General features: G+C 53.7%; 20 protein-coding genes. 8 read left to right on the top strand and 12 right to left on the bottom strand.

Annotated elements, in window-relative coordinates:
• Positions 1-104: 104 nt before the first annotated feature.
• Positions 105-5,636: a glutamate synthase-related protein gene (locus ACVLVH_RS13665; protein ID WP_192412548.1), complete on the bottom strand. Its 5,532-nt coding sequence runs from the start codon at positions 5,634-5,636 to the stop codon at positions 105-107.
• Between the two features lie 902 nt (positions 5,637-6,538).
• On the opposite strand from ACVLVH_RS13665, the gene arcB reads away from it, so the two are divergent.
• Complete coding sequence (gene arcB, locus ACVLVH_RS13660) at positions 6,539-8,893, top strand: aerobic respiration two-component sensor histidine kinase ArcB (RefSeq protein ID WP_192412546.1); 2,355 nt, start codon at positions 6,539-6,541, stop codon at positions 8,891-8,893.
• Positions 8,894-9,769: 876 nt separating this feature from the next.
• On the top strand, positions 9,770-10,492 hold the full coding sequence (gene mtgA, locus ACVLVH_RS13655) for a monofunctional biosynthetic peptidoglycan transglycosylase (protein ID WP_192412544.1): 723 nt from the start codon (positions 9,770-9,772) through the stop codon (positions 10,490-10,492).
• A 5-nt stretch (positions 10,493-10,497) separates the two neighbouring features.
• Here mtgA and npr read toward each other — a convergent pair whose 3' ends face one another.
• The 11 genes from npr to ACVLVH_RS13600 all read right to left on the bottom strand — a co-directional run bounded on the left by npr (position 10,498) and on the right by ACVLVH_RS13600 (position 18,499).
• Positions 10,498-10,770, bottom strand: a complete 273-nt coding sequence (gene npr / locus ACVLVH_RS13650) for a PTS phosphocarrier protein NPr (protein WP_008104379.1) — start codon at positions 10,768-10,770, stop codon at positions 10,498-10,500.
• The gene (gene rapZ / locus ACVLVH_RS13645) at positions 10,767-11,621 is read right to left on the bottom strand and encodes an RNase adapter RapZ (protein ID WP_101762285.1); all 855 of its coding nucleotides are present in this window, start codon (positions 11,619-11,621) and stop codon (positions 10,767-10,769) included. The genes npr and rapZ overlap by 4 nt, the downstream gene beginning before the upstream one ends.
• A 52-nt stretch (positions 11,622-11,673) precedes the next feature.
• On the bottom strand, positions 11,674-12,156 hold the full coding sequence (gene ptsN, locus ACVLVH_RS13640) for a PTS IIA-like nitrogen regulatory protein PtsN (RefSeq protein ID WP_176970221.1): 483 nt from the start codon (positions 12,154-12,156) through the stop codon (positions 11,674-11,676).
• Between the two features lie 160 nt (positions 12,157-12,316).
• Entirely contained in the window at positions 12,317-12,604 is a 288-nt protein-coding gene (hpf, locus tag ACVLVH_RS13635) for a ribosome hibernation promoting factor (RefSeq protein ID WP_101762283.1), read from the bottom strand.
• A 21-nt stretch (positions 12,605-12,625) separates the two neighbouring features.
• Entirely contained in the window at positions 12,626-14,065 is a 1,440-nt protein-coding gene (gene rpoN / locus ACVLVH_RS13630) for an RNA polymerase factor sigma-54 (RefSeq protein WP_192412542.1), read from the bottom strand.
• A gap of 48 nt (positions 14,066-14,113) precedes the next feature.
• On the bottom strand, positions 14,114-14,839 hold the full coding sequence (lptB, locus tag ACVLVH_RS13625; protein WP_008104371.1) for an LPS export ABC transporter ATP-binding protein: 726 nt from the start codon (positions 14,837-14,839) through the stop codon (positions 14,114-14,116).
• 5 nt (positions 14,840-14,844) lie between these two features.
• The gene (gene lptA / locus ACVLVH_RS13620; protein ID WP_036648348.1) at positions 14,845-15,399 is read right to left on the bottom strand and encodes a lipopolysaccharide ABC transporter substrate-binding protein LptA; all 555 of its coding nucleotides are present in this window, start codon (positions 15,397-15,399) and stop codon (positions 14,845-14,847) included.
• Positions 15,374-15,946: an LPS export ABC transporter periplasmic protein LptC gene (lptC, locus tag ACVLVH_RS13615; protein WP_192412540.1), complete on the bottom strand. Its 573-nt coding sequence runs from the start codon at positions 15,944-15,946 to the stop codon at positions 15,374-15,376. The genes lptA and lptC overlap by 26 nt, the downstream gene beginning before the upstream one ends.
• Positions 15,943-16,509: a 3-deoxy-manno-octulosonate-8-phosphatase KdsC gene (gene kdsC, locus ACVLVH_RS13610; protein ID WP_101762280.1), complete on the bottom strand. Its 567-nt coding sequence runs from the start codon at positions 16,507-16,509 to the stop codon at positions 15,943-15,945. The genes lptC and kdsC overlap by 4 nt, the downstream gene beginning before the upstream one ends.
• Before the next feature lie 12 nt (positions 16,510-16,521).
• Positions 16,522-17,502, bottom strand: a complete 981-nt coding sequence (kdsD, locus tag ACVLVH_RS13605) for an arabinose-5-phosphate isomerase KdsD (RefSeq protein ID WP_110868082.1) — start codon at positions 17,500-17,502, stop codon at positions 16,522-16,524.
• A 13-nt stretch (positions 17,503-17,515) separates the two neighbouring features.
• Entirely contained in the window at positions 17,516-18,499 is a 984-nt protein-coding gene (locus ACVLVH_RS13600; protein WP_137385046.1) for a calcium/sodium antiporter, read from the bottom strand.
• Between the two features lie 227 nt (positions 18,500-18,726).
• Here ACVLVH_RS13600 and mlaF point away from each other — a divergent pair, with 227 nt between their 5' ends.
• The 6 genes from mlaF (at position 18,727) to ibaG (ending at position 22,201) form a co-directional block, all read left to right on the top strand.
• A complete protein-coding gene (gene mlaF, locus ACVLVH_RS13595; protein ID WP_192412539.1) occupies positions 18,727-19,542 on the top strand; it encodes a phospholipid ABC transporter ATP-binding protein MlaF in 816 nt (271 codons plus the stop codon).
• Positions 19,543-19,546: 4 nt separating this feature from the next.
• Positions 19,547-20,329 carry a lipid asymmetry maintenance ABC transporter permease subunit MlaE gene (gene mlaE / locus ACVLVH_RS13590; protein ID WP_007886633.1) on the top strand — a complete coding sequence of 261 codons (783 nt, stop codon included), beginning with the start codon at positions 19,547-19,549 and terminating at the stop codon, positions 20,327-20,329.
• A gap of 4 nt (positions 20,330-20,333) precedes the next feature.
• Entirely contained in the window at positions 20,334-20,870 is a 537-nt protein-coding gene (mlaD, locus tag ACVLVH_RS13585; RefSeq protein WP_137385047.1) for an outer membrane lipid asymmetry maintenance protein MlaD, read from the top strand.
• Between the two features lie 18 nt (positions 20,871-20,888).
• Positions 20,889-21,524: a phospholipid-binding protein MlaC gene (gene mlaC / locus ACVLVH_RS13580; RefSeq protein ID WP_101762276.1), complete on the top strand. Its 636-nt coding sequence runs from the start codon at positions 20,889-20,891 to the stop codon at positions 21,522-21,524.
• Positions 21,524-21,829 (top strand): lipid asymmetry maintenance protein MlaB, encoded by a 306-nt coding sequence (gene mlaB, locus ACVLVH_RS13575; RefSeq protein WP_101762275.1) that lies wholly within the window; start codon positions 21,524-21,526, stop codon positions 21,827-21,829. The genes mlaC and mlaB overlap by 1 nt, the downstream gene beginning before the upstream one ends.
• A gap of 114 nt (positions 21,830-21,943) precedes the next feature.
• On the top strand, positions 21,944-22,201 hold the full coding sequence (gene ibaG / locus ACVLVH_RS13570; RefSeq protein WP_498949533.1) for a BolA family iron metabolism protein IbaG: 258 nt from the start codon (positions 21,944-21,946) through the stop codon (positions 22,199-22,201).
• Positions 22,202-22,224: the final 23 nt, after the last annotated feature.

Here is a 22,224-nt window from a genome sequence, read left to right as displayed (position 1 = left end):
TTTTATCCCTGTCATACTTCAGGTTACAGATGCGTTTGCCGCCTTTCTGCACCTTGAAGTAGTGAGGGAAAGGTCAAAATTACACTTGTTCATTGGCGCTGTAATCAGGAAAGTTTCCCGACCGCAGCAGCGATTTCTGGCAGTGCAGCACGCGCAAACAGCTCTTCAAAATCAGGTAGATGACCAAGCACTTCACGGTTGCAGGCATCCTGATAGATGATCCAGCCGTAAGTCGCCAGGCTGTCCATCGAGCGAATGTTGCGCTGCGTTAATGCCGCTTTGTAATCTGACATTCGTTTCGCGGCGATCAGGCTTGCCAGCTCGTCATCGCTGTAACTCTCAATCGCCGAGCGTGCATGACGTTGCAGCTTGCTGATGAGCGTGAAATCTTCGGTCATCAGCAGATTACGTACCGCTTTTTCTACTGCTGGATCTTCCACCCCCGTGCCTTTCGGCAGCTTGCCCAGCGCCAGCTGCTGCGCGAGGCTGAGAACGGTGTAGTTGTTCAGCAGAACAAACATCTCTAGCGTATCGGTCGCGCCATAAGCCGGAACTGCGCCGTTGGCAATGGTTTTACCGTCACGCCACGCTGATTTGAACTTCGCAACCTGATGCGCAGCCAGCGAGGTTGACAGCTCTTCAAGCAGGTCTTTACGTGATTTGGCTTTCAGGATTTCGGTGCCATCCTGATACAGCAGCAGCGAACGCGGCATCACATAAACAAAGTGGTGGCACTCGGTTTCCCAGTTATCCAGCAGCCAGGCCGCGCGTGGCGATTGGGTTGCTTCCAGATGCCAGTTCAGCATGGTCAGCACCGCTTGTTTGTGCACCTGCGCCATTTCATCTTCATCGGCGATAGAACCAAACAGCACCGAATCACCTGCTGCGTGGGCTGCCAGCGATCCATACGGATCGTACTGGTAAGCGAAACCGCCGCTCATGCCGTTGCCAAAGCCTTTACCAAAGGTGCCAAGGTTGAGGATGGCGCCGTTGGTCATGTATTCGCAGCAGAAGTCACCAACGCCTTCCACTACCGCGGTTGCGCCGGAGTTACGCACGGCGAAGCGGTCACCCGCCTGGCCCTGAACGAACAGACGGCCGCCGGTGGCGCCAAACAGCGCGAAGTTTCCGATCAACACGTTGCCATCGCTATCCTGTGCGCCGCCGCCTGGTGACATCACCACCAACTCGCCACCACACTGGCCTTTGCCGACACCGTCGTTACAGGTGCCGTAATGCTTCATCTGCATGCCGTCGTTGCAGAACGCGCCGAACGACTGGCCGGCAGAACCGCTGGTGTTAATCAGCACGGTGGCTGGCGCCAGATAGTGACGACCGCGATCGTCTTTCAGCACCGCTGGCAATGCAGCCAGCTGCTCTGTCGAGAGTTCATGGTTCAGCATGCGTTCGATATCGATCGCCAGCTGACCACCGACGCTTTTGTTACGGTTGTTCAGCGTGATGCCCGCGCCCAGCGCGATTTCACGGCTTGCCGCGCCAACCAGCTGCGTTTTCAGCTCGCTGACCCAGCCATCATCCAGCTCAAAGTCTTTTTCCAGATACACTGGCTTGGCAATTTTCTGCTCTGGCACCACGGTCAACATCGCACGCAGATCCAGTTTGCCGACTTCCAGCGGGTGATCCATCAAGTGCAGCAGATCCGAACGGCCACGCGCTTCACGCAGAGACCGCAGACCGAGGCGGGCGAGGAACTCACGCACTTCCTGCGCCACGTTGATGAAGTACTGCGCCAGCTGACGCGGATCACCATCAAAGGCTTCGGCGTTAGTGGTTAAACCGGCCGGGCATTTGACGTTACAGTTTTTCGCCATCACGCATTTCAGCATCATCAGCGCGGTGGTGCCGAACTCGAAGCTATCGCCGCCAAGTAGGGCAGATTTGATCACATCGCTGCCGGTTTGCTGCGCGCCGGAGCAGCGCAGCTGCACTTTGTCGCGCAGGCCGTTGGCACACAGCGCCTGATGCACTTCAGCGATGCCGATTTCCGCGACGCGGCCGGTATATTTCAGGCTGGTAACGGACGCTGCGCCGGTGCCGCCGGTGTTACCCGCGACGTTAATGACATCCGCGCCGGCTTTCGCCACGCCGACGGCGATGGTGCCGATACCTTCAGAGGAAACCAGTTTGACGATGACGCGCACGCGCGCGGCTTTACAGTCGTGGATCAGCTGCGCCAAATCCTCGATGGAGTAAGTGTCGTGGTGCGGCGGCGGTGAAACCAGCTCAACGCCCGGCGTACCGCCACGCGCTGCGGCAATCTCAACGGTCACTTTTGGTGCCGGCAGCTGGCCGCCTTCACCGGGCTTCGCGCCCTGACCGATTTTGATCTCCAGCTCTTCCAGCATTGGGTCAGCAAGATAAGCCGCCCACACGCCGAAACGCCCGGATGCCAACTGCTTGATACGTGACGCGCGGATGGTGCCGTGACGTGAATAGTGCTCGCCACCTTCACCACAGTTACTCATGCCGCCAACCATGTTCGTACCGTGCGCGACAGCTTCGTGCGCCGGCGCAACCAATGCACCGTGGCTCATCGCACCGGAAGCAAAGGTACGGGTGATTTCGTGGGCTGGCTGAATCTCTTCCAGCGGCAGCGATGGCAGCGCGGTGAAGATCAGCGACAGATAATCGGCCGCTTTGCCGTAAGCGGTGATGTGCAGCACGCCATCCGCTACGTTGCTGCTTTCGATATCGTCGGTGAAACGGGTTTTCAGTGCCCGTGCCAGCGCTTCCAGGCGCTCGCTTTCTGGTTTCAGGCCAGCAATGGCATCGATCAGACGCAGCTCGAACTGGTTCAGGCTGCCGTTCACTGCTTCACATTTCAGGCCACGCGTAGCGAAACCGTTGTTCACCAGCGAGTAGCGGCCCAGTTTACGGCCGAATTCGGCTTCGCTGTCCACATGGGTCAGATCGCACGGCAGCGCAAGGATGTCACGTAGCGCCGCAGGACGGCGTTTACGCTCGGCATGCATCAGGCTGGAGAACTGACGGTAATCTGGCGTGATGGCAAAGCTGTCGATCACCTCATTTGGGATGCGCTCGAAGCTGCTGTCTTTAAAGGCTTCGGCTTTGATGTTGAAAGCGTTATCCAGTTTGGCCAGCGTCATCAAACGAATAAAATTGTCCTCTTCGCGCTCTTTGTTAGCAAAGCGAATCGGTTGTTCCGTCATATCAATGAAGGTACGCACCGCGATGGTGCCGTATGAGTGGCCCGCGCCTTCAGCACGCTCTTTGAACAGGCCGAGCAACGGCACTTCCGCTTCGCCCTGAATTTTTAATGCGCTTTGATGCCAGTCTACCGCCATTTGGGCGATCGCCGGGAAGCCCGCGCCGCCGACCGGCGTTTTGATATTCGGGAAATACTTTTTCAATACCGGATCGTCGGTATTCAGGAAGTTCGGCTCGAAGAACTCGCCGCAGCTGTAGCTCTCAACGGTACAAAGGCCGACTTTACCCATGGTTTTCATCAGCGCTTTTTCGGCTGCTTTGGCATAGCGTTTAAAGGCTTTATTGCCTTCTTCGCCTTCACCGAATTTCTCTTCCGCACGCATCTGCACGCCGAGTGGGTAAACGGCAGAAGCACCGAAGCCCAGCGTCGCTGCGATATGGTGTGAAGAGATGCTTTGACCACTTTCGACCACCAGCGAAACATCCAGACGCAGACCTTCCTGCACCAGACGTTGGTTGATCGCCGACACCATCAGCAGCATCGGGATCGCTGCGTGAGTTGAAGAGATATGACGATCGGTGATCACCGCGATGCCGCCTTGCTGGCGTGCGAAATCGACAACCTGCTGGGCTAAGTCATCAATGGCTTTTTCCAGCGCGTTGGCGTTGGCCGCACGGCTGACGATATCTTTGCCGACCACCGGCTCATACAGCATCTCGAAACGCGCATAAGGAGCGACGGTTTGCTCGCGCAGGCGCAGCATGTCGAGGTGCGTCAGGATTGGCGTCGGAACAATGATTTGCTGACCTTTGCTGCGGCCGAGATGCGGCTTCGCACCCAGCGCCACACGCAGCGTCATGCCGTCCGCTTCACGAATGGAGTCGAGCGGCGGGTTGGTAACCTGGGCAAATCGTTGTGAGAAGTAGTGCGCCATGCCGCCTTCGTGGTCAGACAGGCCGTTGATGGCGTTGCCGTAACCCATGGCTGAGATCTTCTCAGCGCCGGTTTGCAGCATCGGATCCATCATGAATTTGAAGCTTTCCTGGTTGTAGTAGTAGGCGACAAAACGTTGATAGGTTTTGAGGTCACCACGATAACGCAGCGGCGAGCCGAGCTGCTCTGCCTGAATTTCTGGCAGGTCGGCGAGATCGATACGCGCTTTGCTCAGCAGTGACAGATAATCTTTTTCAGCGGCCAGTTTTTCCAGCGCTTCAACCGTGGTGTAAGAGCGTTTCTCTTTGTGATCGTAATAGAGCATGCCGCCCGCTTCGATACGGCCACGACGCAGCACGCTTTCCGGTGGGAAGGCGATCTGGCCCGCTTCAGACATCGCACCGATGTACTCCGCGGTTTCAACGGAACGCAGCGGACGCAGACCGAGGCGGTCAAGTCGCGCGCCGATCACTTCACCGTTACCGAAGATCAGCGCAGCTGGGCCATCGTTCTTCTCTTCATATAAAGAGAAGTACTCGAGCATGGCGCGCACTTCGTTCGAGAGCGAGGTATCGTTCTCCCACGCTGGCGGCATCATCGAAACTACGGCGTTGATCAGGTCGAGGTTATCTTCCATCAAACGGCTATGGATGCTCTGGTCGAGACGCGAACTGTCGGACTGACCTTTTGGACGCACGATTTTTTTACCGCGCGCCAGCATCAGTGCCGCTTCGGCAATGCGGTTTTTACGATCGGTGTTCAGCTCGCCGTTGTGCGCCATTAAGCGGAATGGCTGCGCCATGGTGGTATGCGGATCGGTGTTGGTCGAGAAACGGGTGTGGAAGAACAGCCCGCGCACCTGATGATCGGCATCGGTCAAATCTTTGAAGTAAGGAATCACTTCGTTGGAGTTCAGACGCGCTTTAAATACCTGCGTGCGCGAAGAGAGCGACAGCGGATAGAGGCCGCCGAATTCGCTTTCGGTAAAGGCGCGCGCTTCGATATCCAGCAGCGCGCGATAAATCTGGCGCTCGAATTCGAGTTGTTCAGTCACTTCCTGCGGCGCGGCAAAAATCCACTGCACAATCGGCAGCTGGAATTGCAGGGCGGCCGGGCGCGTCACGCTGCCGTCCAGCGGCATATCGCGTTTCACTAATACCGGGAAGTTATGCGCCGCCAGCGTTTCTTCAACCAGACGCTCAGCGTTTGCACGCAGCTCTGCGTCTTTTGGCACAAAGAAGTTACCGACGCCAAAACGTCCGGCTTCCAGCGCCAGACCGGTGACCTTGCGGAAGAAGTTCAGGGAGAGATCGACGTTCACACCCGCGCCATCGCCCACGCCTTCGGCAGACATGCCGCCACGATGCGGAACCGTGCACAGCGCGCTATGGGCCATCCGCAGAATCTCATGAGTCTGCTCGCCGTCCTTACGGGTAATGAAACCTACACCACAGCTGTCACTGCCAGCTGATGGGTCATACAAACCATAGGGATTCGGTTTTTGCGTGGACATTGAGAGTCTCCTTAAACTTCTTTTGACATTACCTGCATTATTTCGTGTACCGCAGCGTGACAATGTAAGCCAGCGCGGCGGTATCAATTCTTGTGCCGCTCAGTAAAGAGCAGGCGTCGCAGCACCGAGCAAGGGCTCTCAAGACACTGTTGTCACGTCCTTAATGAGCTGCTCTTTTTATTCCGGTCTCTTTCGGGAGATAGCTTGCATCCAGAGGGAGGCTTCTTGCTGCATAGATATGCCGAGACACAGGCCCACCAGGAAAGCTTCCAGTGGAATTCCAACTTATCGGGAAAGCGAACTCAGGTCAAATAGCCAGCTTTGATGCGGGTAATAGGCTTTCTTGTCACTTAATTAAATGATTAATAAGAATTTATTGCGTAAATTTATGTCAATATCCCGCTGCGCATTCCCCCAGGAAGTGTGAGCCGTCTCACTGTGACCCAGCCCTCTAATATCCAAACAATGCTGGCAGAAAGGGTTATAACAGCATTTAATGCTGTTAGGGGCAGTTGATACACAGCATGTATCTGTTTTTCTTATGGCGTCATATTTGAATCAAAATGGCGCTGCCATTAGTAAAATTAATCACACAAAGCATGCGTAGAAAGTCATTTAAATTGAATGGGTATGCAATAAAGAGGTGCAACCATCAGGATGAATGGCTGCCAGGGTGCTGATTAGCACCGGATGTTGAGGAAAGGTTCGCAAAAGCGCGGCCCTCCAGATTATTCAGTTGGCAGAATTAGTCAAGCGCTTTGCGCATATAGAAGGGAACGTCGGCGAAATCACGCTGCGATGCACCATTACAGGGCATAACCTGCGCGATATGGCCGGGTGAAGCGGGGCAGCGCAGCGATAATTACGCTATCATGAGCCAGATTTCGTTCAGGGAGCTCGTAATGAAACAGATTCGTCTTTTAGCGCAGTACTACGTTGATTTGATGGTCAAACTCGGCCTGGTACGCTTTTCGCTGCTGTTAGCCTCAGCGCTGGTGGTGCTGGCGATGGTGGTACAGATGGCCGTCACCATGGTATTGCGTGGGCATGTGGAGAGCATCGACGTCGTCCGCTCCATCTTCTTCGGTCTGTTGATTACGCCCTGGGCCGTCTATTTCCTCTCAGTGGTGGTCGATCAGCTGGAAGAGTCGCGCCAGCGCCTGTCGAAACTGGTAGATAAGCTGGAAGAGATGCGTACGCGCGATCTCGAGCTGAACCAGCAGATGAAAGAGACCATCACCCAGCTTAATCAGGAAATTAACGACCGTATCAAAGCCGAGCAGGCGCGCGAGCAGGTGATGGATAAGCTGCGCGAAGAGATGGCACGACGCGAGCAGGCGCAAATTGAGCTGGAACAGCAATCCTCCTTCCTGCGCTCATTCCTTGATGCGTCACCGGATTTGGTGTTCTACCGCAACATTGATAAGCAGTTCTCCGGCTGTAACCGCGCCATGGAACTGCTAACCGGCATGAGCGAAAAGCAGCTGATTGGCCTGACACCCCGCGATATCTACGATGACGAAGCCGCGACCAAAGTGCTGGAAACCGATGAGAAGGTGTTCCGCCACAATGTGTCGCTGACCTACGAACAGTGGCTGCAATATCCCGACGGGCGCAAAGCCTGTTTCGAAATCCGTAAAGTGCCCTATTACGACCGCGTCGGCAAACGCAGTGGCCTGATGGGCTTTGGCCGCGACATTACCGAGCGTAAGCGCTATCAGGACGCGCTGGAGAACGCCAGCCGTGAGAAGACAACCTTTATTTCGACTATCAGCCATGAGCTGCGTACGCCGCTGAATGGCATCGTCGGGCTGAGCCGCATCCTGCTGGATACCGATCTCAATCAGGAGCAGCTGAAGTACCTCAAAACCATCCACGTGTCGGCCATCACGCTGGGCAACATCTTCAATGATGTAATTGAAGTGGACAAAATCGAACGCCGCAAAGTGCAGCTGGATAATCAGCCGCTGGATTTCACCGGTTTCCTCGCCGATCTGGAAAACCTCTCCGGTCTGCTGGCGCAGCCAAAAGGACTGAAATTTGTCATGGCGCCGGAGCTGCCGCTGCCCCATAAAATTTCGGCGGATGGCACGCGTCTGCGTCAGATTCTGTGGAACCTGATCGGCAATGCCGTGAAATTTACTCAGCAGGGCGAGATTGTGGTGCGCGTTGCCTATCGTCAGGATGAAACGCTGCACTTTGAAGTGCAGGATTCCGGCATGGGCATTCCGCAGGAAGAGCAGGATAAGATCTTCGCCATGTATTACCAGGTGAAAGATCAGCACGGCGGCAAGCCGGCGACGGGCACCGGCATCGGTTTAGCGGTCTCGCGTCGTTTAGCCCAGGCGATGGGCGGCGATATTAGCGTGAGTAGCGTCGCGGGGCAGGGTTCCTGCTTCACCGTGGAGATCAACGCGCCACGCGTCGCTGAGGAAGTGGAAGACGACAATCTGGATGACAGTATGCCGTTGCCGGCGCTGCACGTATTACTGGTGGAAGATATTGAACTCAACGTGATTGTTGCGCGTTCGGTACTGGAGAAGCTGGGTTGCAGCGTCGAAGTCGCGATGACCGGTACGGACGCGCTGGCGATGTTTGATCCGCAGGAGTTCGATCTGGTGCTGCTCGATATTCAGCTTCCGGATATGACGGGCCTCGACGTGTCACGTGCCATCCATCAGCATTACGCAGATGTGGCGCTGCCGCCGCTGGTGGCATTGACCGCCAATGTGCTGAAAGACAAAAAAGAGTATCTCGATGCCGGCATGGATGATGTGTTGAGCAAACCGCTTGCTGTGCCAGCGCTTACGGCGGTGATCAAGAAGTTCTGGGATTATCAGCCGGAGCTGGAAGAGATCGCCACCGAATCATCAGACGCGCAGTCGCGCACGCTGTTAGATGTGGCGATGCTGGAGCAATACATTGAACTGGTTGGCCCAGGATTGATTACCCAAAGCCTGACCATGTTTGAGCAGATGATGCCGGGCTACCTCGAGGTGCTGGATTCCAACATGATGGCGCGCGATCAAAAAGGCATTGCTGAAGAAGGGCACAAGATCAAAGGTGCGGCAGGTTCGGTTGGCTTACTGCATATACAGCAGTTGGCGAAGCAGATTCAGTCGCCGGAATTGCCAGCGTGGTGGGACAACGTGCAAGAGTGGGTCGATGAGTTAAAACAAGAGTGGCTGAAAGACGTGAACGTGTTACGTGAATGGGTAGCGGAGCGGGAAAAATTACAGGACGTTAGAAAAAAATGACCCCAGTCGAAACTGGGGTGCGCGAATACTGCGCCAACACCAGGGAAATGGGCACTGCTGCTATTATTAGAAATCGAATAAGAAAGCAGCAGTTCGGTATTGGTTAACGCTTCCAAATCACCTTAACAAATTCGCCAATGCTTGTGACAAGATTCATTAAATTGTGTGATGTTGAGCAGCGATTAAATACAGAAAACATTAATTTGCTGACACAGTCAAGCAAGGAATTAATTTCTTTGCCATATTGCACCTTTTTTGACCAATTGTTCTGCTTTTTGCCTGGTTTTGCTTCAGTCGTTAGCAGGAAAAGCCTGACACGAGCATGGAAAATGTGATTCTGACAAAAAATTGAAGTTAAGTTAGATTAACATGCTGATATTTATGAATAAAGTCAGGTTTTCTGACGGCTTATCCAAAACGTTTTGGAAACCTTAAACGGAAAGTTCCAGTTTATAGTTTATTGAATGATGTAAACCAATTGTGCGGTAAATCGCTTTACCATCATTGAGGCCGAATGCAGGCAGGATCAGACAGATTTGGTCGCATTTTTCAGAATGGTCTCTGTAATCAATGAACAAGTTCGAACATCATAAAAAATGATAGTTAAGCTTCATGAAAGCTTTTGCGTGAGCGATATCACATTCAGTTAAGTGTTCATGCACGCAGCGCCTGGTGCATTTAACATCATGGAACCGATTCCTTTTTGGCGGAAGTGCTTGATGTGATTGGCTCTAATAGAGGAACGTTGATTGCGCAGGCAACAATTTCACTGACGTTTTTGCCAATCAGAGGATAAAATTTAGTGGTTAATCGTTGGTGTTAGCTATTGTGACTTGGGTGATTGATTAATACAGGGAACAGGTAAGAGAAAATTGCATGAGCAAGAGTAAAGGGACGCTGGGAAAACGTATTAAAGTACTGATTGCTAAAGTGCTGCTGGCCTGGCTCGGCATCTGGTTAGCGGGCATTCTGCTGTTTGCTTTTTTACCGGTACCGTTTTCGGCGGTAATGATGGAGCGGCAAATCGGTGCCTGGTTTACAGGGCGTTTTGATTATGTGGCGCACTCGGATTGGGTCGGCATGGATGAGATCTCGCCGTGGATGGCTTTAGCGGTTATCGCTTCTGAAGATCAAAAGTTTCCCGAGCATTGGGGCTTTGATGTTGATGCCATTCAATCAGTGCTGGATAACGATGGCAATGAACGCATGCGCGGAGCTTCAACCTTGTCTCAGCAGACGGCGAAAAACCTGTTTCTATGGGATGGCCGCAGCTGGGTACGTAAAGGGCTGGAAGCGGGACTCACGGTGGGAATCGAAACCGTGTGGACCAAGCGGCGCATCCTGACGGTTTATCTCAATATTGCAGAATTTGGCGATGGCGTATTTGGCGTGGAAGAGGCCTCACAGCGCTATTTCCATAAACCCGCCAGCCGCCTGACGATGTCTGAAGCCGCGTTACTGGCGGCGGTTCTACCCAATCCGATCCGCTTCCGTGCCGATGCGCCTTCAGGCTACACGCGACAGCGCCAGCAGTGGATTATGCGGCAGATGCGCCAGTTAGGCGGCGAAGGTTTCCTGAATCGCTACAAGCTGCATTGAAAGGCTTAATCTTCGTCAAAGCCCGCTTCAAACAGTTCGATGACCGCTGCCAGCGCCTGCTCTTCCTGCGGGCCGCTGGCTTCGATTTCAATATGACCGCCTTTCGCTGAGTCGAGCATCAGCAACGCAATCACGCTGCTGGCTTCCGCTTCGGTGCCCGATTCGTTACGCAGCAACACTTCAGCATCAAAACTCTGCACCAGCTCGAACAGCTTCATCGCTGGGCGCGCGTGCATGCCCAGCTTATTACGAATTTCAACGGTTTGCTTCACGGTCATGATTTGCGTTTTTCCAGAGTGCGATGACGAGACTGCACGTTTTTACCGCGTGAACGGAAATAATCCGCCAGTTGTTCCGCGATATACACCGAACGATGCTTACCGCCGGTACAGCCAATGGCGACGGTGAGATAGCTGCGGTTATTGGTTTCCAGCATCGGCAGCCACAGTTCCAGATAGCTGCGCGTTTGATAGATAAAATTGTGCACTTCGGTGTGACGATCGAGGAAGGCGGCCACTGGACGATCCAGACCGGTCATCGGACGCAGCTTAGGATCCCAGTGCGGGTTTGGCAGGAAGCGCACATCGAAAACATAATCGGCGTCGATCGGAATGCCGTGTTTGAAGCCGAATGACTCAAACACCATGGTCAGTTCACGCTCACGCTTGCCTAACAGGCGGGTACGCAGCATCTCCGCCAGCTCATGAACCGACATCTCAGAGGTATCGATAATCAGATCGGCGCGTGAGCGCAGTGGCTCCAGCAGATCGTTCTCTTCATCGATAGCACTCTCCAGCGACAAGTTTTTGCTGGAGAGCGGATGCAGGCGACGCGTATCGCTGTAGCGGCGAATCAACGTGTTGCGATCGGTATCAAGAAACAGCAGCTGCGGCGAAAAGGCATCGGGCAGATTGTTGAGCGCCGCTTCAAAGACTTCCGGTGATTCCGGCATGTTACGCACATCAATGCTGACTGCCGCAGAGATATTGCGTTCGGTTAAGGTATTCGCCAGCTCCGGTAGCAGCACCACCGGCAAGTTGTCGACACAGTAAAAGCCCATATCTTCGAGGGCACGCAGCGCGACTGATTTTCCTGAGCCTGACCGACCGCTAACGATCATCAGCACCATCACATTTCTCCCGTTTTAAACCGGCGAAAACGCCGGTAAAAGTGTTTCTCGCTTAAGAGTGTGCTTCCTGAGCTTCTGTGATAATGGCGTAGAGCTCTTGGTCGCTCTGTGCCGCGCGCAAACGACGACAGACGGTTTTATCTGCGAGGCGTTTTGCAACCAGCGAAAGCGTGTGTAAGTGGGTTTTACACTGGTCCGCAGGTACCAGCAGGGCAAACAGCAGGTCAACCGGCTGATTATCTACCGCATCAAAAGCGATAGGCTGATCGAGGCTGATAAACACGCCGACAGCGCGTAAGGTGTCCTCTTCCAGCTTGCCATGTGGAATGGCGATGCCGTTGCCAATACCGGTACTGCCCATGCGTTCGCGGGTCAGGATGGCTTCGAAAAGCGTCTGGTGCGGCAGATTGAGCTGCTTCGCTGCCAGCTCGCTGATAATCTCCAGCGCGCGTTTTTTACTCTGGCAGTGTACGCCGCTACGGGTACAGTCCAGTGAAAGGACCGAGCTCAATTCCAGTGTTAGATCGTTGTTCATCATCGTTTCACTTGCGAGTTCACATAGCCGCGAGTTTCAGGCAATTGATTTCATTACCGTTCGCCCGCTGGCGCTTGCGCAGATGACAAAACGGGGCGGTAAGTTCCGCCCCATTTATGCTCTAAGTGCCGAATCAGTCAGCACTCTGCAAGCGTGAAGGTTAGTGTTTTTTCAGTTTGTCTTTGTGCTTGGTCAGCTGACGGGAAAGCTTATCGATTAACCCGTCGATGGCCGCGTACATGTCTTCCGCTTCCGATGTGGCGTGCAGCTCTCCGCCGTTAACGTGCAGTGTTGCATCCGCAACCTGCGTCACCTTCTCTACCTTCAGAACAATATAAACCTGATTGATACGATCAAAATAGTGTTCCAGTTTGGCAAATTTGGTATTTACAAATTCACGCAGAGGTTCGGTAATTTCAACATTAAGTCCGGTAAGGTTTAGCTGCATAGGTCTTCCTTCTTCGTTCGGTCAAACCAATTGCTTGCGCTGGTTTGATGGCGGTATAGATAAAGACTCGCGATATTTAGCAACCGTACGTCGCGCAACCATGATGCCCTGTTCGGATAACATGGAGGTCAGTTTGCTGTCGCTCAAGGGTTTTGCGGGGTTTTCCGCCGAGATTAATTTTTTCACCAATGCACGAATCGCCGTGGAAGAGGCTTCGCCGCCGCCTTCGGTGTTGACGTGACTGGAGAAAAAATACTTCAGTTCAAAGATGCCACGCGGGCTGTGTAAATACTTTTGCGTGGTCACGCGGGAAATGGTGGATTCATGCATATCAACAGCCTGAGCGATATCCGCCAACACCATCGGACGCATGTACTCCTCACCCTGCTCAAAAAACGCCTGCTGCTGCTCAACGATACAGCGTGTCACTTTCAGCAGCGTGTCGTTGCGGCTCTCCAGGCTCTTAATCAGCCACTTGGCTTCCTGTAAATTGCTGCGAATAAACTGGTTATCGCTTTCATTACGGCCAGCTCCGCCCATCGCCGCATACTGCTGATTGATTTTCAGGCGCGGCATGCTGTCGGAATTGAGTTCAACCGTCCAGCGCTTGCTGATTTTGCGCACCAGCACATCGGGAATGACATATTCCGGTTCACTGGTATTAATCGACTGGCCTGGGCGCGGATCGAGTGACTGAATCAGCAGCATCGCCTCTTTCAGCACCTCTTCCTTCAGACGGGTCACGCGCATCAGGCTGCGGAAATCATGGTTGGCCAGCAGATCGAGATGTTCGCTAACAATCAGGCGTGCTTCCGCCAGCATGGGCGTGGCGGCAGCATATTGCGACAGCTGGACTAACAGGCAATCACGCAAATCACGTGCACCGACGCCGATCGGATCGAAACGCTGCACGCGCTTGAGCACGGCTTCGACTTCTTCCAGCGCCAACTCTTCATCACCAATACTGTCATAAATGTCTTGTAAGCTGACGGTGAGATAGCCGGTTTCATCAATGGCATCAACAATTGACGTGGCAATCGCGCGATCGGTATCAGTGAACGGCGTTAACTCAACCTGCCACATCAGGTAATCCTGCAGCGATTGGGTGGTTTCGCCTTGGTAAATCGGCAGTTCGTCATCCTGGTAATCGGTGCCGGTGCCTGACGGTGTGCCTGCGGTGTAGATTTCGTCCCAGGTAGCGTCGAGCGGAAGCTCTTCAGGCATATCTTTCTGTTCAAGCGCTTCGCGCGTGTCTAACGAATCACTTTCCTGATCCTGAAATTCACGTGCGTCAACTTCTTCGTGCAGTTCGGTTTGTTCAAGCAGCGGATTGCTTTCCAGCGCCAGTTGCAGTTCTTGCTGGAGTTCAAGCGTAGAGAGTTGCAGCAAGCGAATGGCTTGCTGCAACTGTGGAGTCATCGCCAGCTGTTGGCTGAGCCTGAGTTGCAAACCTTGCTTCATAATTCGGTAAGAATTTCCTAAGCAAACGTAGGGTGTTACAACACCTTATCAGAGTCTGAACTCTTCGCCCAAATAAACACGCTTAACTTGCTCATCTACAAGAATTTCATCAGGCGTGCCATGGGCAATTAAATGTCCCTGGCTGACGATATAAGCGCGTTCACACACCGCGAGGGTTTCACGCACGTTGTGGTCGGTAATCAGCACGCCAAGGCCGCTGTCACGCAAATGCTCGATGATTTTCTTGATGTCGATAACCGAGATCGGGTCAACACCGGCAAAAGGCTCATCCAGCAGGATGAATTTCGGATTAGCCGCCAGCGCGCGGGCAATTTCCACACGACGGCGTTCACCACCCGACAGCGCCTGGCCCATGCTGTCGCGCAGATGGCCAATATGGAACTCTTCCATCAGCTCGTTGGCCCGATCCTGACGCTGTTCTTCGGTTAAATCATCACGGATCTGCAGCACAGCCATCAGGTTGTCGTACACGCTCAGGCGACGGAAGATGGAGGCTTCCTGCGGCAGATAGCCGATGCCGCGACGCGCGCGCGCATGCAGCGGCAAAATGCTGATGTCTTCATCATCAATCACGATGCGGCCGGCATCGCGCGGCACAATGCCCACCACCATGTAGAAGGTGGTGGTTTTACCGGCACCGTTTGGGCCCAGCAGGCCGACAATCTCGCCGGATTTTACCTGCAGGCTAACATCTTCCACCACGCGGCGGCCTTTGTAGGCTTTCGCCAGGTTTTCAGCGATTAGTGTAGCCATAGCAATCAGTTACTCTTTTTAGGGCTCGCGGACGAACCGTTTTTGTCCTGCAGCTGCGACGGTACCAGAACGGTAGTCACGCGCTTGCTGTCGCCCTGGCTGAACGCCTGCATCTTCTGCTCTTTCACCAGGTAAGTGATGCGGTCGCCTTTGATGTTGCTGTCCTGCTGCTGAATGAAGGCATTGCCGGTCAGCTCAACAAAATCGTTCGCCAATTCATAGTGCAGTTTACTGGCGTGGCCTTGCACCGGCTTGCCGTTATCCTGCATCTGATAGAAGGTGGCTGGCGTGCCGTAAGCATCAACAATGGTTTTTTTGCTATCGCCGCCCGGACGAGTGACCACCACTTTATCGGCGGTAATCTTGATGGAACCCTGCGTCACAATTACGTTGCCGGTAAAGGTCGCGACGTTGCCCTGCAGATCCAGCGCCTGGTTAACGGAGTCGATATTTACCGGTTTGTCTGAGTCGCCGGTTAATGCCAGCGCAGGCAGGCTCGTTGCCAGCAGCGTACTCACCAGCAATAACTTAAGGCTATTTTTGTTCATTTTGAATTTCATAGGAAGTTTTGACCTTTTCAAGCAGCTCAGCATGTTTCGTCCGTAAATTGCCGCGCATTTTCATGCCAGTGGAATTAAAACTGCGGCCAAAAAGGGTGACTTGATCGTCAGATGTCACATCCTGGGTGACCAAATTAACCTGAGCGTTATCGGTAAGGATGCGCTCAAGCTGTGAATCCTGAGTCAAAGAATTGACAACAACGTTGCCGTAAAGATAAAGCATACGTTCTTTGGTCAGCTTTGCCTTATCGGCGCGCACCGACCATGTCGCCACTTTATTTACGTCATAGGTGGTCATCACCGGATTATCGAACCAACTTATCTCATCGGCAGCAAAGTAGGTCACTTTATCGGAGACCAGCTTATAGCCCAGCGCGCCTGTGGGGTTATACACCACCGTGTTCGATTTCTCGCTGGTGTAGGTTGGCGCTTGATCGTTGGTTGCCACCGGCGTTCTGTCGTCATCCTGGTTGGTGAGATTCCAGCCGATCAGCACTAAGGCGATCAAGGCCAGAATCAGCGTCATCCAACGCCTGCTCTTACTCATATTGATTGCCCTTTGGCATCCTCAAATTTGTTCTGCGCCATCAAAATCAGATCGCACAACTCACGTACCGCACCGCGGCCACCAGCAATGCGGGTCACATAATGCGCGCGCGGCAGTAAAATCGGGTGAGCATCAGCAACGGCAACGCTCAAACCCGCCTGCGCCATTACCGGCCAGTCGATCAGGTCATCGCCAATGTAGGCGACCTGATCGGCTGTTAATGACAGTTTATCCAGGAGTTCCCGCCAGGCCAAAAGCTTATCCGATTGTCCCTGGTAAAGATGCGTAATGCCGAGCGTCTTACAGCGATCTTCCAGCAGTTTTGCTTTGCGGCCGGTAATAATAGCCACTTCGACGCCGGAGGTCAGCAGGCAACGCACGCCATAACCATCACGCACGTTAAAAGCTTTCAGCTCTTCACCGCTGTTGCCCATATAAATGACGCCATCGGACATCACGCCATCAACGTCACAAATCAGCAGGCGAATCTTCGCAGCACGCGCCATGACGTCCGCGCTTACCGGACCGTAGCAAGTCTCGACCATCGCCGTTTCAGCACTCATTATTTCTTCCTGTTAGACCACGCCAGCGCGCAGCATGTCATGCATATGTACCACACCGAGCAGGCGATCGTCATCGGCCACCAGCAGGGCGGTGATGTTTTTGTTTTGCATCAAATTAAGGGCGTCAACAGCCAGCATATTGGGGCGCACGCGAATGCCGCCGCTGGTCATCACTTCCTGAATGGTGGCTTTCTGGAAATCGATGCCCATATCGAACACGCGACGCAAGTCACCATCGGTAAAGATGCCTTCGATTTTCATTAGGTCATCGACGATCACCGTCAAACCGAGATTCTTACGGGTAATTTCCAGCAGCGCATCACGCATCGACGCATCACGGCTAACGTGCGGGATCTCATCGCCGCTGTGCATGATATCGCTGACGTGCAGCAGCAGTTTGCGGCCCAGCGCACCGCCAGGATGCGACAGCGCAAAATCTTCCTGGGTAAATCCGCGCGCTTCCAATAACGCCACGGCCAGCGCATCGCCCATGACTAACGTCGCGGTGGTGCTGGTGGTCGGTGCCAGGCCGAGCGGACAAGCTTCCTGCGGCACTTTCACGCACAGATGCACATCTGCAGCGCGGCCCATCGCGCTCTCAGGACGGCCGGTGATACAAATCAGCTGCACTTTCTGGCGCTTTAACACCGGCACCAACGCAAGGATTTCTCCGGATTCACCGCTGTTAGAAATCGCGATCACCACATCATTGGTGCTGACCATGCCGAGATCGCCGTGGCTGGCTTCGCCGGGATGCACAAAGAACGAAGGTGTACCGGTGCTGGCAAAAGTCGCGGCCATTTTTTTCCCGATATGCCCGGATTTGCCCATGCCCATCACCACCACTTTGCCGCGACAGGCAAAGATCATCGCGCAGGCGCGATCGAAATCATCATTGATATATTGATCAAGCTGCTCCAGCCCTTCGCGTTCGATGCGCAGCACCGCTTTGCCTGCTTGCTGAAAATCGAAATCCGGTTGCTGATGTGACATGGTCAGTCCGTCCTTAATAGCTTGTGATAAGCATGGGGCTCAGCCATAGCCACAGCACCCACGCGATAAAACCACCTAATAATAGTGTGCCTGCGATACGACCAATACGGCGTTTGCGCAGCAGGCAGAGCAGGGCGAACAGTACGCTCACTGCCAGCATCACCCAGTAATCACGTGCGAAGGCATGCGCATCAACGCTGCCGGGATGAATCAGCGCCGGCAGGCCGAGAACAATCGCCAGATTGAAAATATTGGCGCCGATCAGGTTACCGATCGCGATATCGTCCTCACCTTTCAGCGCGCCAGCCACCACGGTGGCCAGTTCGGGCAAACTGGTGCCGACGGCGATCAGCGTCAGGCCCATCACCAGTTCGCTCACACCAAAGTAGTCGGCAAAGACGGTAGCGTTGTCGATCACCATACGCGTCGACATCGGCAAAATAATCAGTGCAACCGCCAGCCACAGAAAGGCCACGGTGTTACCGGCCTCATCGCGCGGCAGCTCCGCCAGCTGTTCGCGGGTTAGCGTGTCGTTATTATCGCGTTCAGCACGGCGAGCAATGCGAATCACCACCAGCAGATAACCCAATGCAATCAGCAGTAACGCGATGCCGTCGAGTCGACTTAAATAGTTATCAAACAGCATGATGCCGCAGAGCAGTGAGACTAGCAGCATTAATGGCAATTCGCGCCGAATCAGATTGGAGTGTACTGTCAATGGGTGGAGCAGTGCCGCGCCGCCCAGAATTAATAGAATATTGGTGATGTTCGAGCCCAGCGCGGTGCCAACCGCTAAATCCATCTGTCCATGCTGTGCGGCCGAAAACGAGACGATCAATTCCGGTAATGATGTGCCAATGCTCACCACCGTCATACCAATGATCAGCGGTGGGATGCCAAAGGATCGACAGAGGATCGCGGCGCTAAATACCAAACGGTCGGCACCGTAAACCAGTAAAATCAATCCGATAAACAGCAAGGCAGAGGCTACGAACATTAAAAATCCTTGATGGATGGAGGTGTCGGCGAACCTTGTCCGACGGGTAAAAACATTCTGCACGCACTAACAGGCGCTGATTTTGACTGTCTGAGAGGCAAAAGTAAATTTTAAGGCCGTTTTCGCCACACTAAGTGGGTAAGTTTCTGTAAAACTATCGTGCATTCGAGGCTACCAGGCTACCATCCACAGCTTTGATAGCGCCCGATCCGCATAAAGAGGTAAAGATGATCCAGCAGCAAACGAATCTGGTTGAGGTTCGTGGCGTCAGTTTCACGCGCGGAGATCGTACTATCTTCGACGACATCTCGTTAACGGTTCCTGCCGGTAAAGTTACCGCGATTATGGGCCCGTCCGGAATTGGCAAAACCACATTATTGCGTCTGATCGGTGGGCAATTACAGCCCGATAAAGGCGAGATTTGGTTCCGCGATCAAAATATCCCGACGCTTTCCCGCACCAAATTGTACGAAGCGCGTAAAAAAATGAGCATGCTGTTTCAGTCCGGCGCGCTGTTTACCGATCTCAACGTGTATGAAAACGTTGCCTGGCCGTTGCGTGAACATACGCAGCTGCCGCCAGAACTGTTGCACAGCACCGTATTGATGAAGCTGGAAGCGGTGGGTTTGCGCGGAGCCGCTAAACTAATGCCTGCCGAACTCTCTGGCGGTATGGCCCGCCGTGCGGCGCTGGCGCGTGCTATCGCGCTGGAACCCGAATTGATCATGCTCGATGAGCCTTTTGTCGGCCAGGATCCAATTACCATGGGCGTGCTGGTGAAGTTAATTGACGAACTGAATCATGCCCTGGGCCTGACCTGCATCGTGGTTTCACACGATGTGCCTGAGGTCTTGAGCATTGCCGATCATGCCTATATTGTTGCCGGACAAAAAATCATTGCTCAGGGTAGCGCGCCGGAACTGCGAGAAAATCCCGATCCGCGTGTGCGCCAGTTTATCGAGGGTCATGCGGATGGTCCGGTGCCTTTCCGCTTTGCCGCTGGCGATTATCTCAGCGACTTGACCCGCTCAGGGAGAACGTAAACTGATGTTGTTACAGGCGCTAGCGTCATTTGGACGTCAGGGAATCAATACCTGTGCCGCTTTTGGCCGCGCAGGCCTCATGTTATTTCATGCGTTAGTCGGTAAGCCGGCGTTTCGTCGCCATGCGCCGCTGCTGGTAAAACAGTTGTATAGCGTGGGCGTGTTATCGTTACTGATCATCGTGGTATCTGGCTTGTTTATTGGCATGGTGCTGGGTCTGCAAGGCTATCTGGTGCTCACCACTTACAATGCGGAAACCAGCCTTGGCATGCTGGTGGCGCTCTCGCTGCTGCGTGAGCTCGGTCCGGTCGTCACGGCGTTGCTGTTTGCAGGCCGTGCGGGTTCAGCGTTAACCGCTGAAATCGGGCTGATGAAAGCCACCGAACAGCTCTCCAGCATGGAGATGATGGCCGTCGATCCGCTACGACGCGTGGTCTCACCGCGCTTCTGGGCAGGATTTATCAGCATGCCGTTGCTGGCGTTGATCTTTACCGCCGTTGGTATTGCCGGTGGCGCGCTGGTTGGCGTGAGCTGGAAAGGGATCGATCCCGGTTTCTTCTGGTCGGCGATGCAGAACGCGGTAGATTTCCGCACTGATGTCGTTAACTGCATGATCAAAAGCGCAGTCTTTGCCGTCACGGTAACCTGGATTGCGCTCTTTAATGGCTATGATGCCATCCCGACCTCGGAAGGGATCAGTCGTGCGACAACGCGTACCGTGGTGCATGCTTCACTGGCGGTACTCGGTTTGGATTTTGTGCTGACAGCACTGATGTTTGGGAATTGATGCAATGCAAAGCAAGAAAAACGAAATCTGGGTTGGCGTCTTCATGCTGGCTGCGCTGCTGGCGCTGTTATTCCTCGGCCTGCGCGTTGCCGATCTCAAAACTATCGGCACCGAACCAACGTGGAAGATGTATGCCACCTTCGATAATATCGGCGGACTGAAAGTCAGTTCTCCGGTGAAAATTGGCGGCGTGTTAATTGGCCGGGTGTCAGATATTGCGCTGGATGAGAAAACCCTCTCACCGCGTGTGACCATGGATATTAGCGATAAATACGCTGATAAGATTCCCGACACCAGCTCATTAGCCATCCGTACTCAAGGCCTGCTCGGTGAACAGTTCCTGGCGCTGAATTTAGGTTTTGACGATCCCGAGCTTGGTTCTTCTATGCTGAAAGATGGCGGCACGCTGCGTGACACCAAGTCGGCGCTGGTGCTGGAAGACCTGATCGGTCAATTCCTCTATAAAAGCGGCGATAATAAATCTGACGATAAATCACAGGGTGCGCAGAGTGCACCGGCAGCACCTGCAACAACGGAATAACCTACGAGGTAAAACATGATGTTTAAACGTTTACTGATGATTGCCCTGTTGGCAATCGCACCGCTGGCAGCCAACGCCGCAGCGGATCAAACTAATCCTTACAAGCTGATGAACGAAGCGGCGGAAAAGACCTTCACCCGCCTGAAAAACGAACAGCCGAAGATTAAGCAGGATCCGAACTATCTGCGCGAAGTGGTACGTCAGGAACTGATGCCGTACGTACAGATAAAATATGCCGGTGCGTTGGTTCTTGGTCGCTATTATCGCGATGCGACACCAGCGCAACGTGATGCCTACTTTGCCGCGTTCGGTGATTATCTGGCACAGGCTTACGGCCAGGCGCTGGCGCTGTACAACGGTCAAACCTACCAGATTCAGCCGGAGCAGCCGATTGGCGATGCCAATATCGTGGCGATTCGCGTCACCATCATCGATCCTAATGGGCGTCCGCCTGTGCGTCTCGATTTCCAGTGGCGTAAGAACAGCCAAACCGGCAACTGGCAGGCGTATGATATGGTGGCCGAAGGCATCAGCATGATCACCACGAAACAGAATGAGTGGGGCGATCTGCTGCGCACCAAAGGCATTGATGGCTTGACGGCTCAGCTGAAAACCTATGCCGCGCAGCCGATCACCCTGGATAAAAAGCAATAATGAGTGAACCGTTAAGCTGGCAGCGCACTGCCAGCACGCTGGCCTTAAGCGGCAAATTAGATCGTGATACTTTGCTGACCTTGTGGCAGGAACGTGACACTGCGGTGGCGGATATTACCACCATTGATGTCGCCGGGCTGGAAAGGGTGGATTCAGCGGGTTTAGCGCTGTTGGTGCATCTGCGTGAAATTGCGCGTGCTCAAGGCAGCGCACCACTTTTCTCTGGGATCTCCGATAAACTCCAGTCACTGATCACGCTGTATAACCTGCAGCAGATTATTGTTTCTGCGGAAAAAATCGCCTGATCAAATGATGTCGATGCTAAGCCCCTGATTTTTTCAGGGGCTTTTGCGTATTTAAGAGTCAGACGCTTTCCTCTAAGATGTCTGCCTTATTATTATTAAGCGAAGTAACGAGCGATGGAAAATAGTGAAGTTCAGGCCGTGCTGATGCAGGCGCTGGCATTAGAAGAAGTACACGTACTCAGCAACGATGGCAGCCATTTTCAGGTCATCGCGGTGGGCGAAATGTTCGGCGAACTGAGCCGCGTGAAGAAGCAGCAGGCTGTGTACGCGCCGCTGATGGAATATATTGCGGATAACCGTATTCATGCGGTTTCCATCAAAACTTATACCCCAGTCGAGTGGGCGCGCGACCGTAAACTCAACGGTTTTTAAGTGCCTCACCGGTTGTTTTATTG

The organism is Kluyvera sp. 1366, assembly GCF_054823405.1.
This window is presented reverse-complemented; position numbering and strand designations above follow the sequence as displayed.